Annotated in this window: 8 protein-coding genes, 1 tRNA gene and 1 pseudogene; 9 read left to right on the plus strand and 1 reads right to left on the minus strand. The window is 68.0% G+C overall.

Translation table 11 applies throughout. The features are described from left to right. Nucleotides 1-141: 141 nt before the first annotated feature. From OG289_RS28485 to OG289_RS28525, 9 genes are all read left to right on the plus strand, one after another. Complete coding sequence (locus tag OG289_RS28485) at nt 142-1347, plus strand: DNA polymerase III subunit delta' (RefSeq protein WP_327316895.1); 1206 nt, start codon at nt 142-144, stop codon at nt 1345-1347. Nucleotides 1348-1478: 131 nt separating this feature from the next. Then, nucleotides 1479-3056, plus strand: coding sequence for an alpha/beta hydrolase (locus OG289_RS28490; RefSeq protein ID WP_327316896.1), 1578 nt, complete (start codon nt 1479-1481; stop codon nt 3054-3056). Between the two features lie 108 nt (nt 3057-3164). Beyond that, nucleotides 3165-3241 (plus strand) — tRNA-Thr (locus OG289_RS28495). Between the two features lie 855 nt (nt 3242-4096). Next, entirely contained in the window at nt 4097-5215 is a 1119-nt protein-coding gene (locus tag OG289_RS28500) for an acyltransferase family protein (RefSeq protein WP_327316897.1), read from the plus strand. 101 nt (nt 5216-5316) lie between these two features. Then, nucleotides 5317-5535 (plus strand): hypothetical protein, encoded by a 219-nt coding sequence (locus tag OG289_RS28505; protein WP_327316898.1) that lies wholly within the window; start codon nt 5317-5319, stop codon nt 5533-5535. Between the two features lie 929 nt (nt 5536-6464). Then, on the plus strand, nt 6465-10628 hold the full coding sequence (locus OG289_RS28510; RefSeq protein ID WP_327316899.1) for a LamG-like jellyroll fold domain-containing protein: 4164 nt from the start codon (nt 6465-6467) through the stop codon (nt 10626-10628). 180 nt (nt 10629-10808) lie between these two features. After that, entirely contained in the window at nt 10809-17054 is a 6246-nt protein-coding gene (locus tag OG289_RS28515) for an RHS repeat-associated core domain-containing protein (RefSeq protein ID WP_327316900.1), read from the plus strand. After that, nucleotides 17051-17620: a polymorphic toxin-type HINT domain-containing protein gene (locus OG289_RS28520; protein ID WP_327320825.1), complete on the plus strand. Its 570-nt coding sequence runs from the start codon at nt 17051-17053 to the stop codon at nt 17618-17620. The genes OG289_RS28515 and OG289_RS28520 overlap by 4 nt, the downstream gene beginning before the upstream one ends. A gap of 6 nt (nt 17621-17626) precedes the next feature. Next, nucleotides 17627-17884 (plus strand): DNA-binding protein, encoded by a 258-nt coding sequence (locus OG289_RS28525; protein WP_327316901.1) that lies wholly within the window; start codon nt 17627-17629, stop codon nt 17882-17884. 282 nt (nt 17885-18166) lie between these two features. On the opposite strand, the pseudogene OG289_RS28530 reads toward OG289_RS28525, so the two are convergent. Continuing rightward, a pseudogene (locus OG289_RS28530) lies at nt 18167-18797 on the minus strand (tyrosine-type recombinase/integrase); the annotation flags it as partial. Nucleotides 18798-18825 lie beyond the last annotated feature (28 nt).

Below are 18825 nucleotides of genomic sequence, written 5' to 3' on the forward strand. Positions count from 1 at the left end.
TTCTGCGGCCCTTGCACTTGACCGCCGGCCCCTGGGCTCTTGACCGCCGGCCCGTGGGCTCTTGATCGCCGCCCGATTGTCAGTGGCTCCCCGCACAATGGAACCCGCAACGCGAAACGTGACGAAAGGGCGGCGTGACGCATGACCGTGTGGGACGACCTCGTCGGCCAGGAGAAGGTGAGTGAGCAGCTGGCCGCTGCCGCTCGGGACGCCGACGCGCTCGTCACCGCGGCCACCTCCGCCACGCCGCCGCCCGAGGCGTCGAAGATGACACACGCCTGGCTGTTCACGGGCCCGCCCGGTGCCGGCCGCGCCCAGGTGGCGAGGGCGTTCGCCGCCGCGCTGCAGTGCGTGAGCCCGGACCGGGCACTCGGCGGTGCCCCCGGCTGCGGGTTCTGCGACGGCTGTCATACGGCGCTCATCGGCACTCACGCCGATGTCAGCACCGTCGCCGCCGTCGGCTCGCAGATCCTCGCCGAGGACATGCGCGACACGGTCCGCAAGTCGTACACGTCGCCTGCCACGGGCCGCTGGCAGGTCATCCTCGTCGAGGACGCCGAGCGGCTGAACGAGAAGTCCGCCAACGCCGTCCTGAAGGCGGTCGAGGAGCCCGCCCCGCGGACGGTCTGGCTGCTGTGCGCCCCCTCCCTGGAGGACGTGCTGCCCACCATCCGCTCCCGCTGCCGGCACCTGAACCTGCGCACGCCCTCCGTCGACGCCGTCGCCGACATGCTCGTACGGCGCGAGGGCATCGAGCCGGCCGTGGCCGCGGCCGCCGCGCGGGCCACGCAGGGGCATGTCGACCGGGCCCGGCGCCTGGCCACCGACCCCGCCGCCCGTGAGCGCCGCGCGGCCGTGCTGAAGCTGCCCCTGCGCGTCGACGACATCGGCGGCTGCCTCAGAGCGGCCCAGGAGCTGGTCGACGCGGCCACCGAGGACGCCAAGCAGCTCGCGGAGGAGATGGACGGGAAGGAGACCGAGGAGCTGAAGGCGGCGATGGGCGCGTCCCAGGGCGGCCGCATGCCGCGCGGCACGGCGGGCGTGATGAAGGACCTGGAGGACAAGCAGAAGCGCCGCAGGACGCGTACGCAGCGTGACAGCCTCGACCTCGCGCTCACCGACCTGACCGCCTTCTACCGCGACGTCCTGGCCCTCCAGCTCGGCTCCCGCGTCGCGATCGCCAACGCGGACGCCGAGGACGCGTTGGAGCGGCTCGCCCGCGGCACCAGACCGGAGACCACCCTCCGCCGCATCGAGGCCATCGCCGCGTGCAGACAGGCCCTCGACCGCAACGTGGCTCCGCTGCTGGCGGTGGAGGCGATGACGATGGCGCTGAGAGCGGGCTGACGTCGCCCGGTGGGGCGAAGGCCGGGTGATGGCGAGGGGTGACGTTCCGCGGCAGGTTGACGGGGTAACTCGTCCGTGGCGGTTCACGTGCGTACGGCATTCATGCCGTCGCGCAGAGTTACGCTCGCTGGATGTACCTCAGGCGTTCCCCCCGCAGGCTCCGTACCGGCGTCACCCTTCTCTCCCTCGCCGCGCTGCTCGTCTCCGGCTGCTCCGCCGAGGGGTCGACGAGTTCCGCCGGTTCGACGGCAGTGGCGGCGCTCGCCGCGCTTCCGCGGGCCACGCCGTCGGGGCTATCGCCGTACTACGGGCAGAAGTTGAGCTGGCGCGGCTGTGGGGTCACCGGATTCGAGTGCGCCACGATGAAGGCGCCGCTCGACTACGCCGAGCCGGGCGCGGGCGACGTCCGGCTCGCGGTCGCCCGCAAGAAGGCGACGGGCCGGGGCAAGCGGCTCGGCTCGCTCCTGGTGAACCCGGGCGGACCGGGCGGCTCGGCGGTCGGCTACCTCCAGCAGTACGCCGGCATCGGCTACCCCGCCGAGATCCGCGCCCGCTACGACATGGTCGCCGTCGACCCGAGGGGCGTGGCCCGCAGCGAGCCCGTGGAGTGCCTCGACGGGCGCGAGATGGACGCGTACGCGCAGACGGACACCACCCCCGACGGCCAGCGGGAGACCGGCGAACTCGTCGACGCGTACAAGGAGTTCGCGCAAGGATGCGGCGCGCACTCGCCGCGGCTGCTGCGACACGTCTCCACCGTGGAGGCGGCCCGTGACATGGACATCCTGCGGGCGGTCCTGGGCGACAGGAAGCTGACCTACGTGGGGGCGTCGTACGGGACGTTCCTCGGGGCGACGTACGCGGGCCTGTTCCCGGACCGGGTGGGCCGGCTCGTCCTGGACGGCGCGATGGACCCGTCGCTGCCCGCCCGCCGGCTGAACCTGGACCAGACGGCGGGCTTCGAGACGGCGTTCCAGTCGTTCGCGAAGGACTGCGTACGCCAGCCCGACTGCCCGCTCGGCGGGAAGGGTGCCCCTCCCGCCAAGGTCGGCGAGAACCTCAAGGCCTTCTTCCGCAAGCTCGACGCGCAACCGATCCCCACCGGCGACCCGGACGGCCGCAAGCTCGGCGAGGCCCTCGCCACGACCGGCGTGATCGCGGCGATGTACGACGAGAGCACGTGGGCGCAGTTGCGCGAGGCGCTGACCTCGGCGATGAAGGAGAACGACGGCGCGGGCCTGCTCGTCCTCTCCGACAGCTACTACGAGCGGGACGCCGACGGCCGCTACGCCAACCTGATGGCCGCCAACGCGGCCGTGAACTGCCTCGACCTCCCCGCCGCCTTCGCCACCCCCGACCAGGTGGAAAAGGCACTCCCGTCCTTCGAGAAGGCCTCCCCGGTCTTCGGTGAGGGTCTCGCCTGGGCCTCCCTGAACTGTGCGTACTGGCCGGTGCGGCCCACGGGCGAGCCACACCGCATCGAGGCGAGGGGCGCCGCCCCGATCGTCGTCGTCGGCACCACCCGCGACCCGGCGACCCCGTACCGCTGGGCCCGCTCCCTCTCCCGCCAGCTCGCCTCGGCCCGTCTCCTCACCTACGAGGGCGACGGCCACACCGCCTACGGCCGCGGCAGCGCCTGCATCGACTCCACGATCGACACCTACCTGCTCCACGGGACACCGCCGGCGGAGGGCAAGCGCTGCACGTAGCCGCCGCTGTCAGCCCCGGAAGCGGCGCTTCCGGGGTGTGTTCGGAGCACCCCCGGAAACTGTGTAGACTTACCGACGTTGCTGATCGCACCATGGTGCGGACAGCGCGCCGCCTTAGCTCAGATGGCCAGAGCAACGCACTCGTAATGCGTAGGTCTCGGGTTCGAATCCCGAAGGCGGCTCCATAGTGAACCCCAGGTCAAGCCTTTGACCTGGGGTTTTCTGGTTTTGTTGACCTTGGCATTCTGGCAAATCGGGCACTTGTGGTCCGTGCATCGTAATGCGTAGGTCGGAGGTGTGGTTTCCGTGACCGTATTGACGGTCCGAGTCTCTGAGCTGGGCTTTTGCTCATCTGGGAGGGCTGAGTCCGGCATACGCATTGGGTTTTGGTGGACAACCGGTGGACAGGCGTGCGTGACCCCCCATCAGGGACCCATCGTTACCCCTGGGGCGACGCGTGAAACGCGACCATTTTCGATGGGGTGATCGGTAACGGCTGGAACTGTCCGGTCCTGACAAGTTTCATGTCCGACTCGGTCTGGTAATGATCATGGCTGTGAGCGTGGCGTCCTATCAAGTGCACGACAGGGGACGCGACCCCGATATTCGGGAACCTGTGGGCCCTGTTGGCGCGGGTGGTGCCCAGTTTCCTGTCCACGGCAACCCCGAGCGTGTGGGCGTGCGTCTCGTCGAGCGGGATGCTGCCCGGCTGGGATTTCCTCCGCGAGCGGAGGTTCACCATGACGAGATGAAGATCTCGGCTTGTCTGTTGAACTGCTCAGCCGGACGCCACGTATCAGTCACGGTGGGTGGCATCGCGGCGCCCGGCGTACTACCAGGGAAACGGGTCGGCGGGCAGGTGCCTGTCGTGGGTTGCATCGTGTAGCGACCGTCGAGGCGTCGGCGGCGTGCTGTAGACGCGGTGCGGAAAGGGCTGAACGATTTCAGTGGATTCGAGCCGTCCGGTCAGTGGCACTCTCGACTTGGCCGCCCCAGCGGGGCAGGAGGAGAGGGCGAGCGGACCACACGTCCGTCGGCAGGTGCTGGGTCTGGATGGTCTCCGCGGCTTGGCGGCACTGTATGTGGTGCTGTTCCACTGCTGGTTGTACACGTTCCCGGGGTATCCCGACAGTTCGGCGCCTCCATGGCTGGATGGGCTGATGTTCGGGCGTCTTGCCGTCGTCTTCTTTCTGGTGCTGTCCGGCTTCTCCCTGGCGATCTCCCCGGCGCGTCACGGTTGGCGGTCGGGCGGCGTCGCCCAGTTCCTGCGCCGACGCGCCTGGCGCATCCTGCCTCCGTATTGGGCAGCGCTGGTCATGAGCCTGATCATTTCCTGGTTCGTGGTGCCGGCTTCGCACTTCGGACCACCTACGGGCTCGTCAATTCTGGTGTACGGCCTGCTCGGCCAGGACATGTTCACCGCCCCGACACCGAACGGCGCGTTCTGGTCGATCGGAGTTGAGGCCGAGCTTTATCTCCTCTTTCCCCTTCTCCTGTTCGTCCGGCGGCGATGGAGCGCAGCGGTCCTGGTCGCGTGCGTGACTCTTCCGGTCATCGCCCGTGGCCTGATGGCGGCAGGCGCAACCCCGGTGGAGGGCGACAACTGGCTCGCTCCACATCTCGCTCCCGTGTTCGTCGCAGGCATGGTGGGCGCGGGAATCGTGGTCGCGTCGGACAGAGTCCGGCGCCTGCCCTGGGGATGGTTCGCCGTCCTGGCCGCCATGCCCGTCCTGGCTCTCGGCGTCGTCCGGGGTTCTGTTTGGACGGTGCACCACTACTTCTGGGTGGATCTCGCCATCGCTCCCGCCATGACGATGCTGATTGCCGCGGTTGCCACCGGCAGACCCGCCATCCTCGTGCGGCTCCTGACCGCGCGGCCCATTCGGAGTCTCGGTAACTTCTCCTACAGCCTCTACCTGATCCATCTGCCGATCGTCATGGCCGTGATTCGCCGAGTGGCCCCGCATTTCGTATCGCCCGGCCTGCCCACATTCGGGTTCACGCTCATCGTGGCCCTGCCGGTTTCGGTGCTTGGGGGATGGCTTTTTTCTCGGATCTTCGAGATCCCCTTCAAGGGGAACAGATCCTGGAAGTCCATGATCGCGCTGGGCCGTTCCCACTGGACCGGCAGGAGTGCGAGAGACCTCCAACGGATCTGATGCTCCAGTTCGGTTTCGTTGTCGATCCGGCGGATTCGTCGGCGGATCTTCGTCGGCAGTGGCTGCGCCAGGCCGTTGCCCGGCCTGCTCCCGTTGGCCCAGTGCGCGTCAGCCTGGCCGCGGACTTGGCCGGTGAGGCGTTGACTGGTGACCTCACCCTGTCCGCGATCCGGCGCGTCCGGCTTCGCAACCGCCAAGATGGTCTGGGAGAAGGCCCCCAGCAGCCCCTGGCCGCCGCAGCACGCCACCGGCCCATCTCGGCGGCCACGGCCTCGACGTACGAGGCCACGCCGTCGACCAGTGGCTGGCGGATGCTGTAGTTCGTCTACGCCACCTCCACCACAGCCGCGCTGGAGAACCACCCTCTTTCGAAGACGCCTGACCTCGATGCCGAAAGTCGTGGTCAGGACCGCCGCACTGCTGCTGGTCGCCGTCGGCGACCAGCTTCCCCAACGGACACCCCCGCCGAAGACCGCCTGCACTTACGACCGTGCCGGCCGTGTTGCCGTCCTCGCCCCGCCCGGCGGGCCGGCGTGGGCGTTTACCGGTGCGAGGCGGGCGATGCCGCGCATTCGCCGATCCCCAGGACCTCATGGCTGCTGTCATGCAGGGCCCACGCATACTCAGGACCGCAGCGACGCACTCTACGGCTGCCTCACCGGCACCGGAGTTCGCCTTCCATCACCGTGACGCCATCATGCGCTCAAGGTCGCTAACGGCCGGATCGGCCAGTTGGCGAAGTCGGGGACGATTGCTTGCCGTCCAGGGGTTGATCCGGCGAGTGCATGACAAATGAGACATCGGTGCTCAACCTTGGGGAATTTGTGGAGTAAACGTGAAGTATTTCACGCCTGGCTTCCCTTGGTTAGTGGATCTTGTGGACTTTGTCCGCTTGTGAGTCTCTGGTTAACGGGCTTGTTCTGCCCATATGTTGCGGCCTGACCGTTTGATCGAAGACATCCAGGCACAGTCCAACGCGGCCTGGTGGGGGAGCAGTACACATGAATACGTACGGGGGGAGACGTCGGCTGCACACAGTCGGCGTGGTGCTCTCCGCGGCCTTAGTGCTGGCCGCGAGCGCATCCAACGGTGCCATGGCAGTGCCGGCGAGAGAGCCGACGCCTCGGCCGGCGATGCCATCAAGGCCGTCGGAACTGCTGCAACGGGCAGGGCGTCCGAGGCCGCCGGAGACGATGGAGCGGGCGAGGACGCGAAGGCGCTGGCGAAGGCCGCGCGCACGGGTAAGCCGGTGGAGATCATCTCGTTGCGCGGTGAGAGCAGCGAGGTGTACGCCACCCCGGAGGGGCACTTGGAGGCGCGGGAGCATCTGCGTCCGGTGCGCACTCGGGTGGACGGCGCGTGGCGGGCCATCGACACTACCTTGACCCGTGACGCGAACGGAACGGTGGCGCCGAAGGCCACGACGGTCGGCCTGACGTTCTCCGGCGGGGGTTCGTCCCCGCTGGTGCGGATGATGAAGGACGGCCGTGAACTGGCGTTGTCCTGGCCGGAGAAGCTGCCCGCCCCGGAGCTGAACGGGAACACCGTCACCTACCCGGACGTGCTGCCCGACGTCGACCTGCGGATGACGGCGCAGCAGGACGGCTTTACCCAACTCCTGGTCGTCAAGTCGCCTGAGGCTGCGGCGAGCACTGAACTGAGCAAGCTGCGGCTGAAGTTGGACGCCGACGGCATGCGGGTCGAGGAGACACGTGACGGTGGCCTGGCGGCGATCGACAAGGGTGCCGGGAGCGCGGTCTTCGAGGCCCCTCGCCCCGTGATGTGGGACTCCAGCAACCAGGCGCCCGGCACCGCGACGGCGTCCCAGTCCGTCACTGGAGCCACCACAGCGTCGCCGAGTACCTCGAAACGCTCAGCAGCAGCGGCCGCCGGTACCGACACCACGGCTGCCCCGGCCGCTTCTGCAGCCACCGCCACCACCGGCCCTACTGAGTCCGAGGCAGTCGCCGCGGAATCCGGAAATGTGGCGCCGGTCGGAGTGGACGTTTCTCCCGCGCAGAACGCCCTGGTGCTGACGCCGGACCAAGATGTGCTCAGAGGCAAGGACACGGTGTATCCCGTGTTCATCGATCCCCAGTGGTACTCCCCGAAGGCCTCGGCGTGGACGATGGCCTCCAAGTACTGGGCGTCGTCGCCGCAGTGGAAGTTCAACGGCGACGCGGACGCGGGCCTCGGGTACTGCAACTGGTCCTACTGCGCGCCGTACGACACCAAGCGGCTCTTCTACCGCATCCCGACCTCGAAGTTCGCCGGCCGGACCGTGCTGCAGGCGGAGTTCGTGGTCCGCAACACCTGGTCGGCGTCGTGCGCGGACCGGGGCGTGGAGCTGTGGCGTACCAAGGACATCTCCTCGTCGACAACCTGGAACTCGCAGAACGCATCCGGCTTCTGGGTCGATCACCTCAGGACGGCGTCCTTCGCCTACGGCTACACCGGCTGCGCGGCGAAGGACGCGGAGTTCGACGTGAAGTCCGCGGTGCAGCAGGCGGCGGACAAGAAGTGGTCGACGATGACCTTCGGCATGAAGGCCGCGAGCGAGACCGACGGATACGCGTGGAAGCGGTTTTCGGACGACGCCTATCTGCGAGTTCAATACAACCGTCCGCCGCCGCAGGTCAAGACGTCGCAGCTGACCATGGAGTACGGCGGATCCTGCAAGGCAGCCGCCAGCGCCGCGCGGGTACGTACCCTGGGCAAGATCTACGCGAACGACGTCACCGACCCCGACGGCGACTCCGTCTCCGTACAGTTCGCGGCGAGCTGGGACACCGGCGACGGCAAGGGCGTGATCACCCGCTGGAAGGCTGCTCTGACGACGGCTAAGAAGTCCGGATCCGACTTCGTGGTCACCCTGCCGTCCTCGATCCCCACCAACAAGACGGTGAACTGGTACGTCCGCTCCTACGACGGCGCCCAGTACTCACCGTGGTCGTCCACGGGCGCGACCGGCTGCTACTTCGTGTACGACACCAGCGTGCCGAAGGCACCCGCCATCTCCTCCGCCATCTACCCGGCCTCGAACCCCGAGGACCCCGAGGACCCCTGGTACGACGGAGTAGGCCAGTACGGCAACTTCGTGATCACCGGCGCCGTCTCCGACGTGACGAAGTACTGGTTCGGCATCAACGGCGACCCGGTCTCCGCCAACACGGTCGCCACCTCGGCCGGAGCGGCCAGGACCGTGCCCGTACTGCCGCTCAAGCCGGGCCTCAACACCTTCACCGCACGGTCCTTCGACACCGCCGGCAACGCCTCCGAGATCCGCACCTACCAGTTCCGGGTTAAGTCGGGGCAGCTGGAGCGTGCCGACTGGTCGATGGACGAGGCGGCCGGCGCCACCCAGGCGGTTGGCAGCGCGCCCGAGCAGACCGCGACCCTGCACGGCGGCCCGACGCCGAACGTGGAGGGCAAGTTCGGCAAGGCGGTGCAGTTCGACGGCGTCGACGACTACGCCGCCACCGACATCGCCACCATCAACACCGACGTCAGCTTCTCCGTGTCCGCCTGGGTGAAGCTGTCCGCCATGCCGACCGGTGCGGCGGTCGTCGCCTCCCAACGGGGCAACAACAAGCCGGGCTTCGAGCTGTCCTACTCCAAGGGCAACGACCGCTGGGTGTACACCCAGTACACCGCCGACACCGCCACCGGCACCCCCGTCCAGGCCATGCAGGCCGCCGCGGGTGGAGTCAAAGCGGGCGAGTGGACCCATCTGGTCGGCATCTATTCCGCCAGTGAGAAGCTGCTGAAGCTGTATGTCAACGGCGCCCTGGCCGGGACAACGGCCTACAGCACGCCATGGAACGCGCGGCGCGGCATGGTGATCGGCGGCAGTTTCCTGGGCGGCACGCCGACGTCGCCCTTTCCCGGCGTCATCGACGAGGTGAAGACCTTCGAGAAGCCGCTGACCACCGCCGAGGTCTCGAGCCTCTACAGCTCGAACTCGGTCGGCGCCGGCCGTCCCGCCCGCATGGTGTTTCACATGGAGGACACCGCCGAGGCGACCGCGCTGAGCGGCCGGGCGGATGTGAACCCTGCGGTCCTCAAGGGCGGCGCCACGACCGGCGCCGCCGGGGTGGACGGCAACGCACTGACCCTGGACGGCACCGACGACTACGCCATCACGGGCAGCCCGCACGTCAACACCTCGTACAGCTTCGCCGTATCGGCCTGGGTGAAGCTGTCGAAGACCAAACCGACCCACGCCGCGACCGTCGCCTCGCAGATCGGCGCTGTGGTGACGGGGCCGGAGCTGTACTACTCCAGCTCCAATGACCGGTGGGCGTTCAACCAGCACAGCGCCGACACCGCCGACTCCACTGTGGCGCGGGCCATGCAGCCCACGGGCACCACCGCCTACGGGGGTGAGTGGACCCATCTGGTGGGCGTGCAGGACACCGTGGCCCACACGCTCTCGCTGTACGTCAACGGGACCCTGGCCGGCACCGCCGTCCTGCCCGCGACCTGGTACGCCGGGGGCGCGGTGCAGATCGGAGCCAGCGCGTTCCAGGGCGTGCCCACCTCGTTCTTCCCCGGCCAGATCGACGACGTGCGGCTGTTCGACCGGCCGGTGTCCGCCGGTGAGGTGCAGCAGCTGTTCAAGCAGCGCGCGGTGGTCAAGGGCCGCTGGAAGTTCGAGACGGCCACCGGCACCCCGCTGACCTCCCCCGATGCCTCGTCCTCCGGAAACGCCATGACCCTGTACAACGGCGCCCAGGCAGGCTCGGGCGGGGTCGAAGCCGGCTTGGGCGGGGTCGACGGCACCGTCACCTTCGACGGTACGGACGACTACGCGGCGGCCTCCGTGGTGCCGGTCGACACCAGCGCCAGCTTCACCGTCAGCGCCTTCGTCCAGACGGCCGCCGTCCCGACGGGTCCGGTCACCGTCATGAGCGCTCCGGGCGCCAAGAAGAGCGCGTTCGCGGTGCGCTACGAGCCCAGCGCCACCCCGGCCACCGATCCGGGCCGCTGGCGGATCGCCACGGCCGACTCCGACAGCGACTCCGCCACGGTCTCCGACATCGGCAACGGCATGTTCTACACGCCCACCGACTGGAACCACGTGGCTCTCGTCTACGACGGTTTCTCCAAGGAGATCCGTCTCTACGTCAACGGCGAGCTCCAGGAGACGGCCTGCGCCGACGCCGACGACGACGGGGTGCAGGACGACGCGAGCTGCACCGACACCGTCTCGTGGTCGGACGACGTACTGACCTACAAGGCCGCGAAGACCCTGCAGCTGGGCCGGGACACGTCCGGAAGCACGTCCGGCCAGTACTTCCCCGGTTCGCTCTCCGACGTCTGGGTCTTCCAGGGCGCGCTGAACGAGACCCAGATCGACTACCTCGTCCTCGGCACGCCGGGCGTAGAGACCACCGTCCCCAGCGGCGACTGATCGGCACCGCCACGGGTAACGGGCCGGCCGCCGCACGCGGCCGGCCCGTTCCCCGGCCATCTGCTTCGCTCCGCCGTGCGCGGCACCCCGCTGCCCGCGGAGCACTCAACGGGAGGAAGACAGACCCCCATGAAGACCAGACCACGAGCAAGAACAGCCAGGCCATGGCGCCGTATAGCCATGGCCACGGCCGCCGTGCTGACCGCGACCCTGCTCCAGGCGTCGGGCGTGCCCGCCGTCGCGCAGGGCTGGACCAAGCCCGCGCTGCCGCAGGCCGAGTCCCCGGTCGCCGGCGGCCCGGCGGGCAAGGCGGTCCCCCGCAAGGTGACCAAGGGCCTCCGCACCCCCGCCGAGGCACCGGCCACCAGCTGGCCGAAGACGAGCGCGGCGACGGTCACGCTGCGCCAGGAGGCGACCCGGGTCAAGGGGCTGCCACTCACCCTCGACACCAAGGTCAAGCGGTCCACGGAAGCAGCCACCGGCACCTACACAGTGAGCATGCTGTCCCGCGCGGCGGCGAGCAAGACGGGTGCCGACGGGCCGGTCTTCACACTGACTCCCCAGCCGGGCGCGACGCAGCGCGGTGGCACAGTGCGGGCCGGGCTGGACTACTCCTCCTTCGCCGGCCTGTACGGCGGCGGCTACGCGGACCGGCTCACCCTGGTCAGGCTGCCTGCGTGTGCGCTGACGACGCCGCAGAAGGCGCAGTGCCGTACCACCCAGCCGGTGCAGACCGTCAACGACACCGAGAAGCAGACGCTGACCACGCAGGCGGTCGCCCTCAGCGCGAGCACCGCGACCGTGCTGGCGGCGACCGCTTCGGCCGGCAGCGACAAGGGCGACTACAAGGCCACGTCGCTGGCCGCTTCGTCGACCTGGGACACGGATCTGAGCAGCGGCTCGTTCGCGTGGGCCTACGACATGGCGGTGCCTCAGGTGCCCGGCGGGCTGACTCCACAGGTCGGGCTGTCGTACTCCTCCGGCGGTGTCGACGGCCGCACCGGCAACACCAACAACCAGGCGTCGTGGGTCGGTGACGGCTTCGACCTGGCGCCGGGCTTCATCGAGCGCAGCTACAAGGGGTGCGCGGACGACGGCGCGACCAACGCCGACGGCAACAAGCCGGGCGATCTGTGCTGGGCGTACGACAACGCCACCCTGTCGCTGAACGGTTCCGGCGGCGAACTGGTGCCCAACGGCACCAACTCCTTCAAGCTGCAGAACGACGACGGCACGAAGATCGACCGGATCTACGGCTCCACCTCCGACGTGCGCTCCAACGGGGCCCGCAACGACGAGTACTGGCGGGTGACGACCCCCGACGGTACCCAGTACTTCTTCGGCTACAACCGGCTTCCGGGCTGGGCGAGCGGCAACGAGACCACCGACTCGACGTGGACGGTACCGGTCTTCGGCAACAACACGGACGAGCCGTGCAACGCCTCGACGTTCGCGGCGTCCTGGTGCCAGCAGGGCTGGCGCTGGAACCTGGACTACGTCGTGGACCCGCACGGCAACGCGGTCGCGTACTACTACGACAAGGAGACCAACTCCTACGGCCGCAACCTCAAGGCGGCCGACGACACCCCCTACGTCCGCGGCGGCACCCTGGACCGCATCGAGTACGGCCTGAAGTCCACGGCCATGTACTCGACGAAGGCGCCGGCCAAGGTGAACTTCACCAACAGCGAGCGGTGCATCGCCGACAGCTCGACCACCTGCTCGTCCATCTCCACGGACTCCCAGTACTGGTACGACACCCCGTGGGACCTGAACTGCGAGGCGGGCACCGACTGCGACAACGGCCGGTACTCCCCGGCGTTCTTCACCCGCAAGCGTCTGACGAGCGTCACCACCCAGGTCCTGGTGTCCGGCTCCTACAGCAACGTCGACGGCTGGAAGCTCACCCACCGGTGGGGCATGGCCGACACCGACTACCAGCTGCTGCTGGACTCCGTCCAGCACACCGGCTACGACGGCACCTCCTCGATCACCCTGCCGAAGGTCACCTTCGCCTACACCCAGCTCGCCAACCGGCTGGACAAGATCGGCGACGGCTACGCCCCGTACATCAAGGCGCGGCTGTCCACCGTCTCCGACGAGTCGGGCGGCCAGATCGACGTCGGCTACTCGGCGCCGGTCTGTGACGCCGCCGCGCTGCCCACCCCGGAGACCAACACCACCCGCTGCTTCCCGCAGTACATCGGCGGCAGCGCGACCGTCGACCCGGACCGGCAGTGGTTCAACAAGTACGTGGTGGACACGGTCACTTCGACGGACCGTACCGGCGGCGCCCCGGACCAGGTCACCATGTACGACTACCTGGACGGCGCGGCCTGGCACTACGACGATGACGACGGGATGACCAAGGAGAAGTCCAAGACCTGGTCGCAGTGGCGCGGTTACGGCCACGTCCGGGTGCGCACCGGCGGTCAGGGCGGCGCGTCGGCGATGAAGACGCAGACCGACTCCTACTTCCTGCGCGGCATGGACGGCGACCGCAAGACGACCTCCGGCGGCGCCAAGAGCGTGTCGGTCACCCTCGACTCCGGTGAGGGCGACCCGATCACCGACCACGAGTCGCAGGCCGGGTTCGCCTACAAGACCGTCACCTACTCCGGGCCGGGCGGCAAGGTGCTCTCCAAGTCGGTGAGCCGGCCCTGGTACAAGGAGACCGCGAAGAAGGTCCGCACCTGGGGCACCGTCACGGCCAACCTCACCGGCAACGCCTCCACCAAGTCGTGGACGTCGCTGGACGACGGCGCCGGCGCCAAGTGGCAGACCACCTCGACGTCCGACACCCACGACGCCACCACCGGCCTGGTCACTCAGACCGAGGACCTGGGCGACACGACGACCGCGGCCGACGACCAGTGCACCCGCACCACCTACGTTGCCGGCAGCGTTCCCGTGCAGGCCCCCGCCCGGGTCGAGACGGTCGCCAAGGCGTGCGACGCCACCACCAGCCGCCCGGCCGACGTCATCTCCGACACCCGTACCGCCTACGACGGCGGGGCGTACGGCGCCGCGGCGACGAAGGGCGACGCCACCAGAACCGCGAAACTCAAGACGTACAGCGGCTCCAGCGCGCTCTACCTGGAGTCCACCTCCACCTACGACGGCTACGGACGGGCGCTGACCACCAACGACCTGACGGCCGACGTCACGGTCACCTCCGCGGGCGCGCTCACCAGATCCGTCCGTGCCGATGGCAGAACGACCACGACCGCGTACAACCCGACCAGCGGCTTTCCGACGAGCAGTTCGGTGACCACCCCGCCCGCCACACCGGGGGACAGCACGACCACCCAGACGTCGACCACCGCCTACGACACGCTGCGCGGCCAGCCGCTCACGGAGACGGACACTAACGGCAAGGTCGTCACCTACGCGTACGACGCGCTGGGCCGCACCGCCAAGGTGTGGCAGGCGGACCGCACCACGAGCCAGACCCCGAGCTACGAGTTCAGCTACACCATCACCGACAACAAGCCGGTCGTCGTGGCTACCAAGACCATCGGCAACTCGGGGACGCAGGACACCTCGTACGCCTTCTACGACGGATTCCTGCGGCCCCGCCAGACGCAGGCCCCCGGCCCGAACGGCAAAACCCTTCTTGCGGACACCTTCTACGACGAACGCGGCCTGACCGCGAAGGAGTTCGCCACCTACTACACCGACACCACCGCACCGTCGGCGACTCTGTTCAAGCCCGCGGACGCGCTGAGCGTGGAGACTCAGAACCGTTACACCTATGACGGTCTGGGCCGGGTGACCGAGTCGCGGCAGATCGCGGGCAACGGCGACGGCGGAGCGGTCCTCGGCGTCACGAAGACGATCTACGGCGGCGACCGCACCACGGTCATCCCGCCGGTCGGCGGCACCGCGCAGACCACCGTCACCGACGCCCGCGGCCGCACCACGGAACTGCGCCTGCTGCACTCCCGCGACGCCGGCGCCGCCTACGACACCACCACCTACGGCTACAGCCCCCGCGGGGAACAGACAAAGGTCACCGACCCGGCGGGCAACGCCTGGACGTGGACGTACGACCTGATGGGTCGGCTCACCGACACCACCGACCCCGACAAGGGCGCCGGCCACAACGAGTACGACGACCGCTCCCAGGTCACCAGCACCAGGGACGCCCGCGGCGCGGTCCTCGCCTCCGTCTACGACGGCTTGGGCCGCCGGACCGAGCTGCGAGACAGCTCCTCGACCGGCGCCCTGCGCGCCAAGTGGGTCTACGACACGGTCACCGGCGCCAAGGGCCAGCTCGCGTCCAGCTCACGCTACGTCGGCACCCAGGAGTACAAGTCGAGCGTTGTCTCCTACGACCGCCAGTACCGGCCGCTGCGTACCTCCGTGACGATACCGTCGGCCGAAGGTGCGCTGGCCGGCACTTACCTGTCGACGACCAGCTACAACGCCTCGGGCACCGTGCAAGGCGTCGGCTACCCCAAGGCCGGTGACCTGGCAGCCAACAACGTCGTCTACACCTACGAGGACGGCACCCTGCGGCCCGTCAAGGTCAGCGGCCCGCAGAACCTGACCGCCACGACGGCCTACAGCTACGTCGGTAAGCCGCTGCAGTACTCCATGGCCGCGAACGGCGGCAAGGCCACGCTCGAGACCAACACCTACCAGTGGGGCACCCAGAGGCTGGCCACCTCACGGGTGGACCGCCAGGACATCGCAGGCGTCGACCAGTCCAACAGCTACTCCTACGACGAGGCCGGCAACGTCCTGTCCGTCTCCGACACCTCCCGCTCCGGCACCGACAACCAGTGCTTCAATTACGACTACCTCGGCCGGCTGACCGAGGCGTGGGCCCAGCCGACCACCAGCTGCGCCACCACACCGACCAGCGCCGTCCTGGGCGGCCCTGCCCCGTACTGGACGTCGTACAGCTACGACAAGGTGGGCAATCGGCTCTCCGAGACTCAGCACGCCATCACGTCCGGAGCCTCGGACACCAGCCGCAGTTACCACTACCCCGATCCGGGCGCGGTCCGGCCGCACACGCTGGGCTCGGTGGACACCACCACCGGCACGGTGAAGTCCACCGACAGCTTCACCTATGACGAGTCCGGCGACACTCACACCCGGCTGCTGGGCAACGGCACCTCCCAGACCCTGGACTGGGACGCCGAGGGCCACCTCGCCAAGGTCACCCAGCCGGTGGAGGGCGGCAGCGACAAGGTCACCGAGTATCTGTACGACGCGGGGGGCAACCGTCTGATCGGCCGCACCCCGACGGAGACCACGCTCTACCTCGGGACCACCGAGGTCACCCTGGCGAAGGGCGCCACGACGGCCAAGGGCACCCGCTACTTCGACCTCGGCGGCGGCCACCAGGCCGTCCAGGCCAACGACGGAACCATCTCCTTCACCCTGGCCGACCACCACGGCACCGCCCAGCTGTCCATCAACGCCGACACCCAGGCGCTGACCCAGCGCCGCACCCTGCCGTTCGGCGGACTGCGCGGCACCGAGCCCACCACCTGGACCGGCACCAAGGGCTTCGTCGGCGGCACCACCGACACCGCCACTGGCCTTACTCACCTCGGCGCCCGCGAGTACGACTCCGCCACCGGCCGCTTCCTGTCGGTCGACCCGGTCTTCACGGCCGGCGACCCGCAGCAGATGAACGGCTACACCTATGCCAACAACAACCCGCTGACCTACTCGGACCCGGCGGGTACGGAGATCGGCTCCAGGCCCAACTCCTGCGAGTACTCCCTCGCGAACTGCAGCAAGAGCATCCAGAAGGAAGTCGGCTACGACGCGAAGTCCGGTACGACCGACTACCGCCGCGGCAACATTCACAAGCGTGCCCGGGCCGCGAAGAAGCACTGGGTAGCCGTCAACACCCCGGTCACGAAGGACATCGACAAGCTGGCCGACCAGTACTGGTCCCCCCGGATGAACGGGGAGTTCACGGATGACTTCTGGTACAACCCGGTCTACGAGTCGTCTACGGAGGGTTCAGCCTGCTACGGGCGCGAGGGCTGCCGTCAGGCCTATCTCTACGTGCTGCACGGCGGCAAGGACGTCGACAAGGCCAAGGAGATCGCGGCCACCTACTGCGTCTACAACGCCGAGGAGTGCAACCAGAAGGCAGCGGCGGTCGCACGCGGCAACGTCATCCGTGACGTCGTCGCCACCGCCCTGCTGGCATACCTCGGCGGGGCCAGTGGCAGCGAAGCGAAACCCTGCAACAGCTTCGTCCCCGGCACCGAAGTCCTCATGGCCGACGGCACCACCAAGCCCATCGAGGACGTGAGGACCGGAGACAAGGTCCTCGCCACCGACCCGGAGACGGGCCGCACCACCGTCAAGACGGTCACCGCCGAGATCACCGGCAAGGGCCTGAAGCACCTGGTCAAGATCACCCTGACCATCAGGTCGACGGCAAGGAACTGACCGCTACGGTCACCGCGACTGACGGACACCCGTTCTGGGTCCCGGAACTCGACGAATGGATCGATGCCACCGCTCTGGCCGCCGGCGAGCACCTCCACGCCTCCACCAAGGCCGTGGTCCGCGTCACCGCGGTCCAGCGCTGGACCCAGCCGGCCACAGTGCACAACCTCACCGTCGCCGACATCCACACGTACTATGTGCTGGCGGGCGAAACTCCGATTCTCGTTCACAACTGCAATAGTGGTGCAAGCGATGCCATGAATTCCGCGCAACTGAAGCGCTTCTACTCGCAAGGCGAGAAGTACGGCAAGGGCGGGATAAAGGTGCTTGAGGGTGGGAGGATTCGCTTCTACGGGAATGTCACGCCAGCCCGTAATCCTGGCGAAATGGTCGGCCGCCGCCTTGTACGTGAATGGGACCCCAAGACGGATTCCACTCGGATCTGGCACGAGACGCTTGACACTGCCGGGAACGTGCGAATCGTACGGCCTGACGTCAATGTCACAGGTGGGAGCAAGGTGCACTACTCGTTCGATTCTGAAGGAAACTTCACAGGAACCTTCTGAGGTGTCATGAGCGAAGATCTTCGAGAGCTGGTCGGCGGCCACTTGGCTCAGCTCGCTGAGGGGGTTATTTCTCCCGACGAAGCGGCCGATTGGGCGCTACGCGTCATGGAGGAGGCGAGTGCCGAAACTGTTGAGCCAAAGATCTGGCGCGCTTTGGATCAACTTGCCGGTGCAGACCTGCTCGAATCTCCCGGCAAATATCTTCATGGACGCGAAGATTTTGCCTGTTGGCGGGCTGAATTTGAGGCCGATTTCAGCCATTGAGGCAAACACGATCGGACGCCGACGGCCCCCCGCGACATCTCGTGGGGGGCCGTCGGCGTTCTGCGAGCTGGGTCTTCCTGCGTGCGGCGCGTGCCATGCTGTTCTCGAGGGCCTTGGTAAGGCTGTTGACGGCTTCCTGCTGCAGGCGAAATTTGACGTATGTGTAGACGCCAGCAGTGACCTGAGGGAATTCGACGTAGTTGTGATGCTCATGTAGTGCTGCTCGATTTGTGAATCAGTTGGGCAAATCTGAGGGATCGTCAGGCTATTCCTGGCGGGCCCTCAGCGCGTTTTGACGGCAGTAGCTGACGGCAACTTCAGCGGACGAGTGCGGCACCGTAGGCCGTTCGCCGCCGTCGGAACCGACCGCCTCGGTGGTTTTCGGCTGCCGAGTGCGATTTCGATGGTGTCTCGCTGGAGGCGGAGTCGGACGTGGGCGGAGACGGTGGCGGTCACGCCGATGGGAGCGTGGTCGAGGAGTTTCTTGATCACGACGCGTTCGATGCCCTGTTTCAGGAGCGGCGAGGCAGTTGATTGGCGGAGGTCGCGGAAACGGATGCGGCGGAGACGAGCTTTGCAGAGGAGCAGGACGAAGCTCCGGTTGAGGTTGGTCGGGTCGATCGGTCCGCCCCGTGGAGTGGTGAATATTGCCCGATGACCTGCTGCGTGGCGCCTGAGGGCTCACGCTCGTGCTGCTGCTCGTGGTGGTGCTTCAGCGACCAAAGGCAGCGGGTGGGTGAGGGCTATGCGGCGCTCGGAAACCCGGGTCTTGGCGGATGGCGGCGATGTCCCTTCCAGGCTCAGGTCTTCCCGGTGCAGGGCCGAGGAGTTCGCCTTTGCGGAGTCCGGTGTGCAAGGCGAGTTCGAGCAGGGCCTGCAGCCGGTGACTTTGTGCGGTGGTGAGTTGCGATCGGCGGCAGGAAGCAGGTGGCGAGGTTTAG

This window comes from Streptomyces sp. NBC_01235 (assembly GCF_035989285.1).
Taxonomy (GTDB): Bacteria; Actinomycetota; Actinomycetes; order Streptomycetales; family Streptomycetaceae; genus Streptomyces.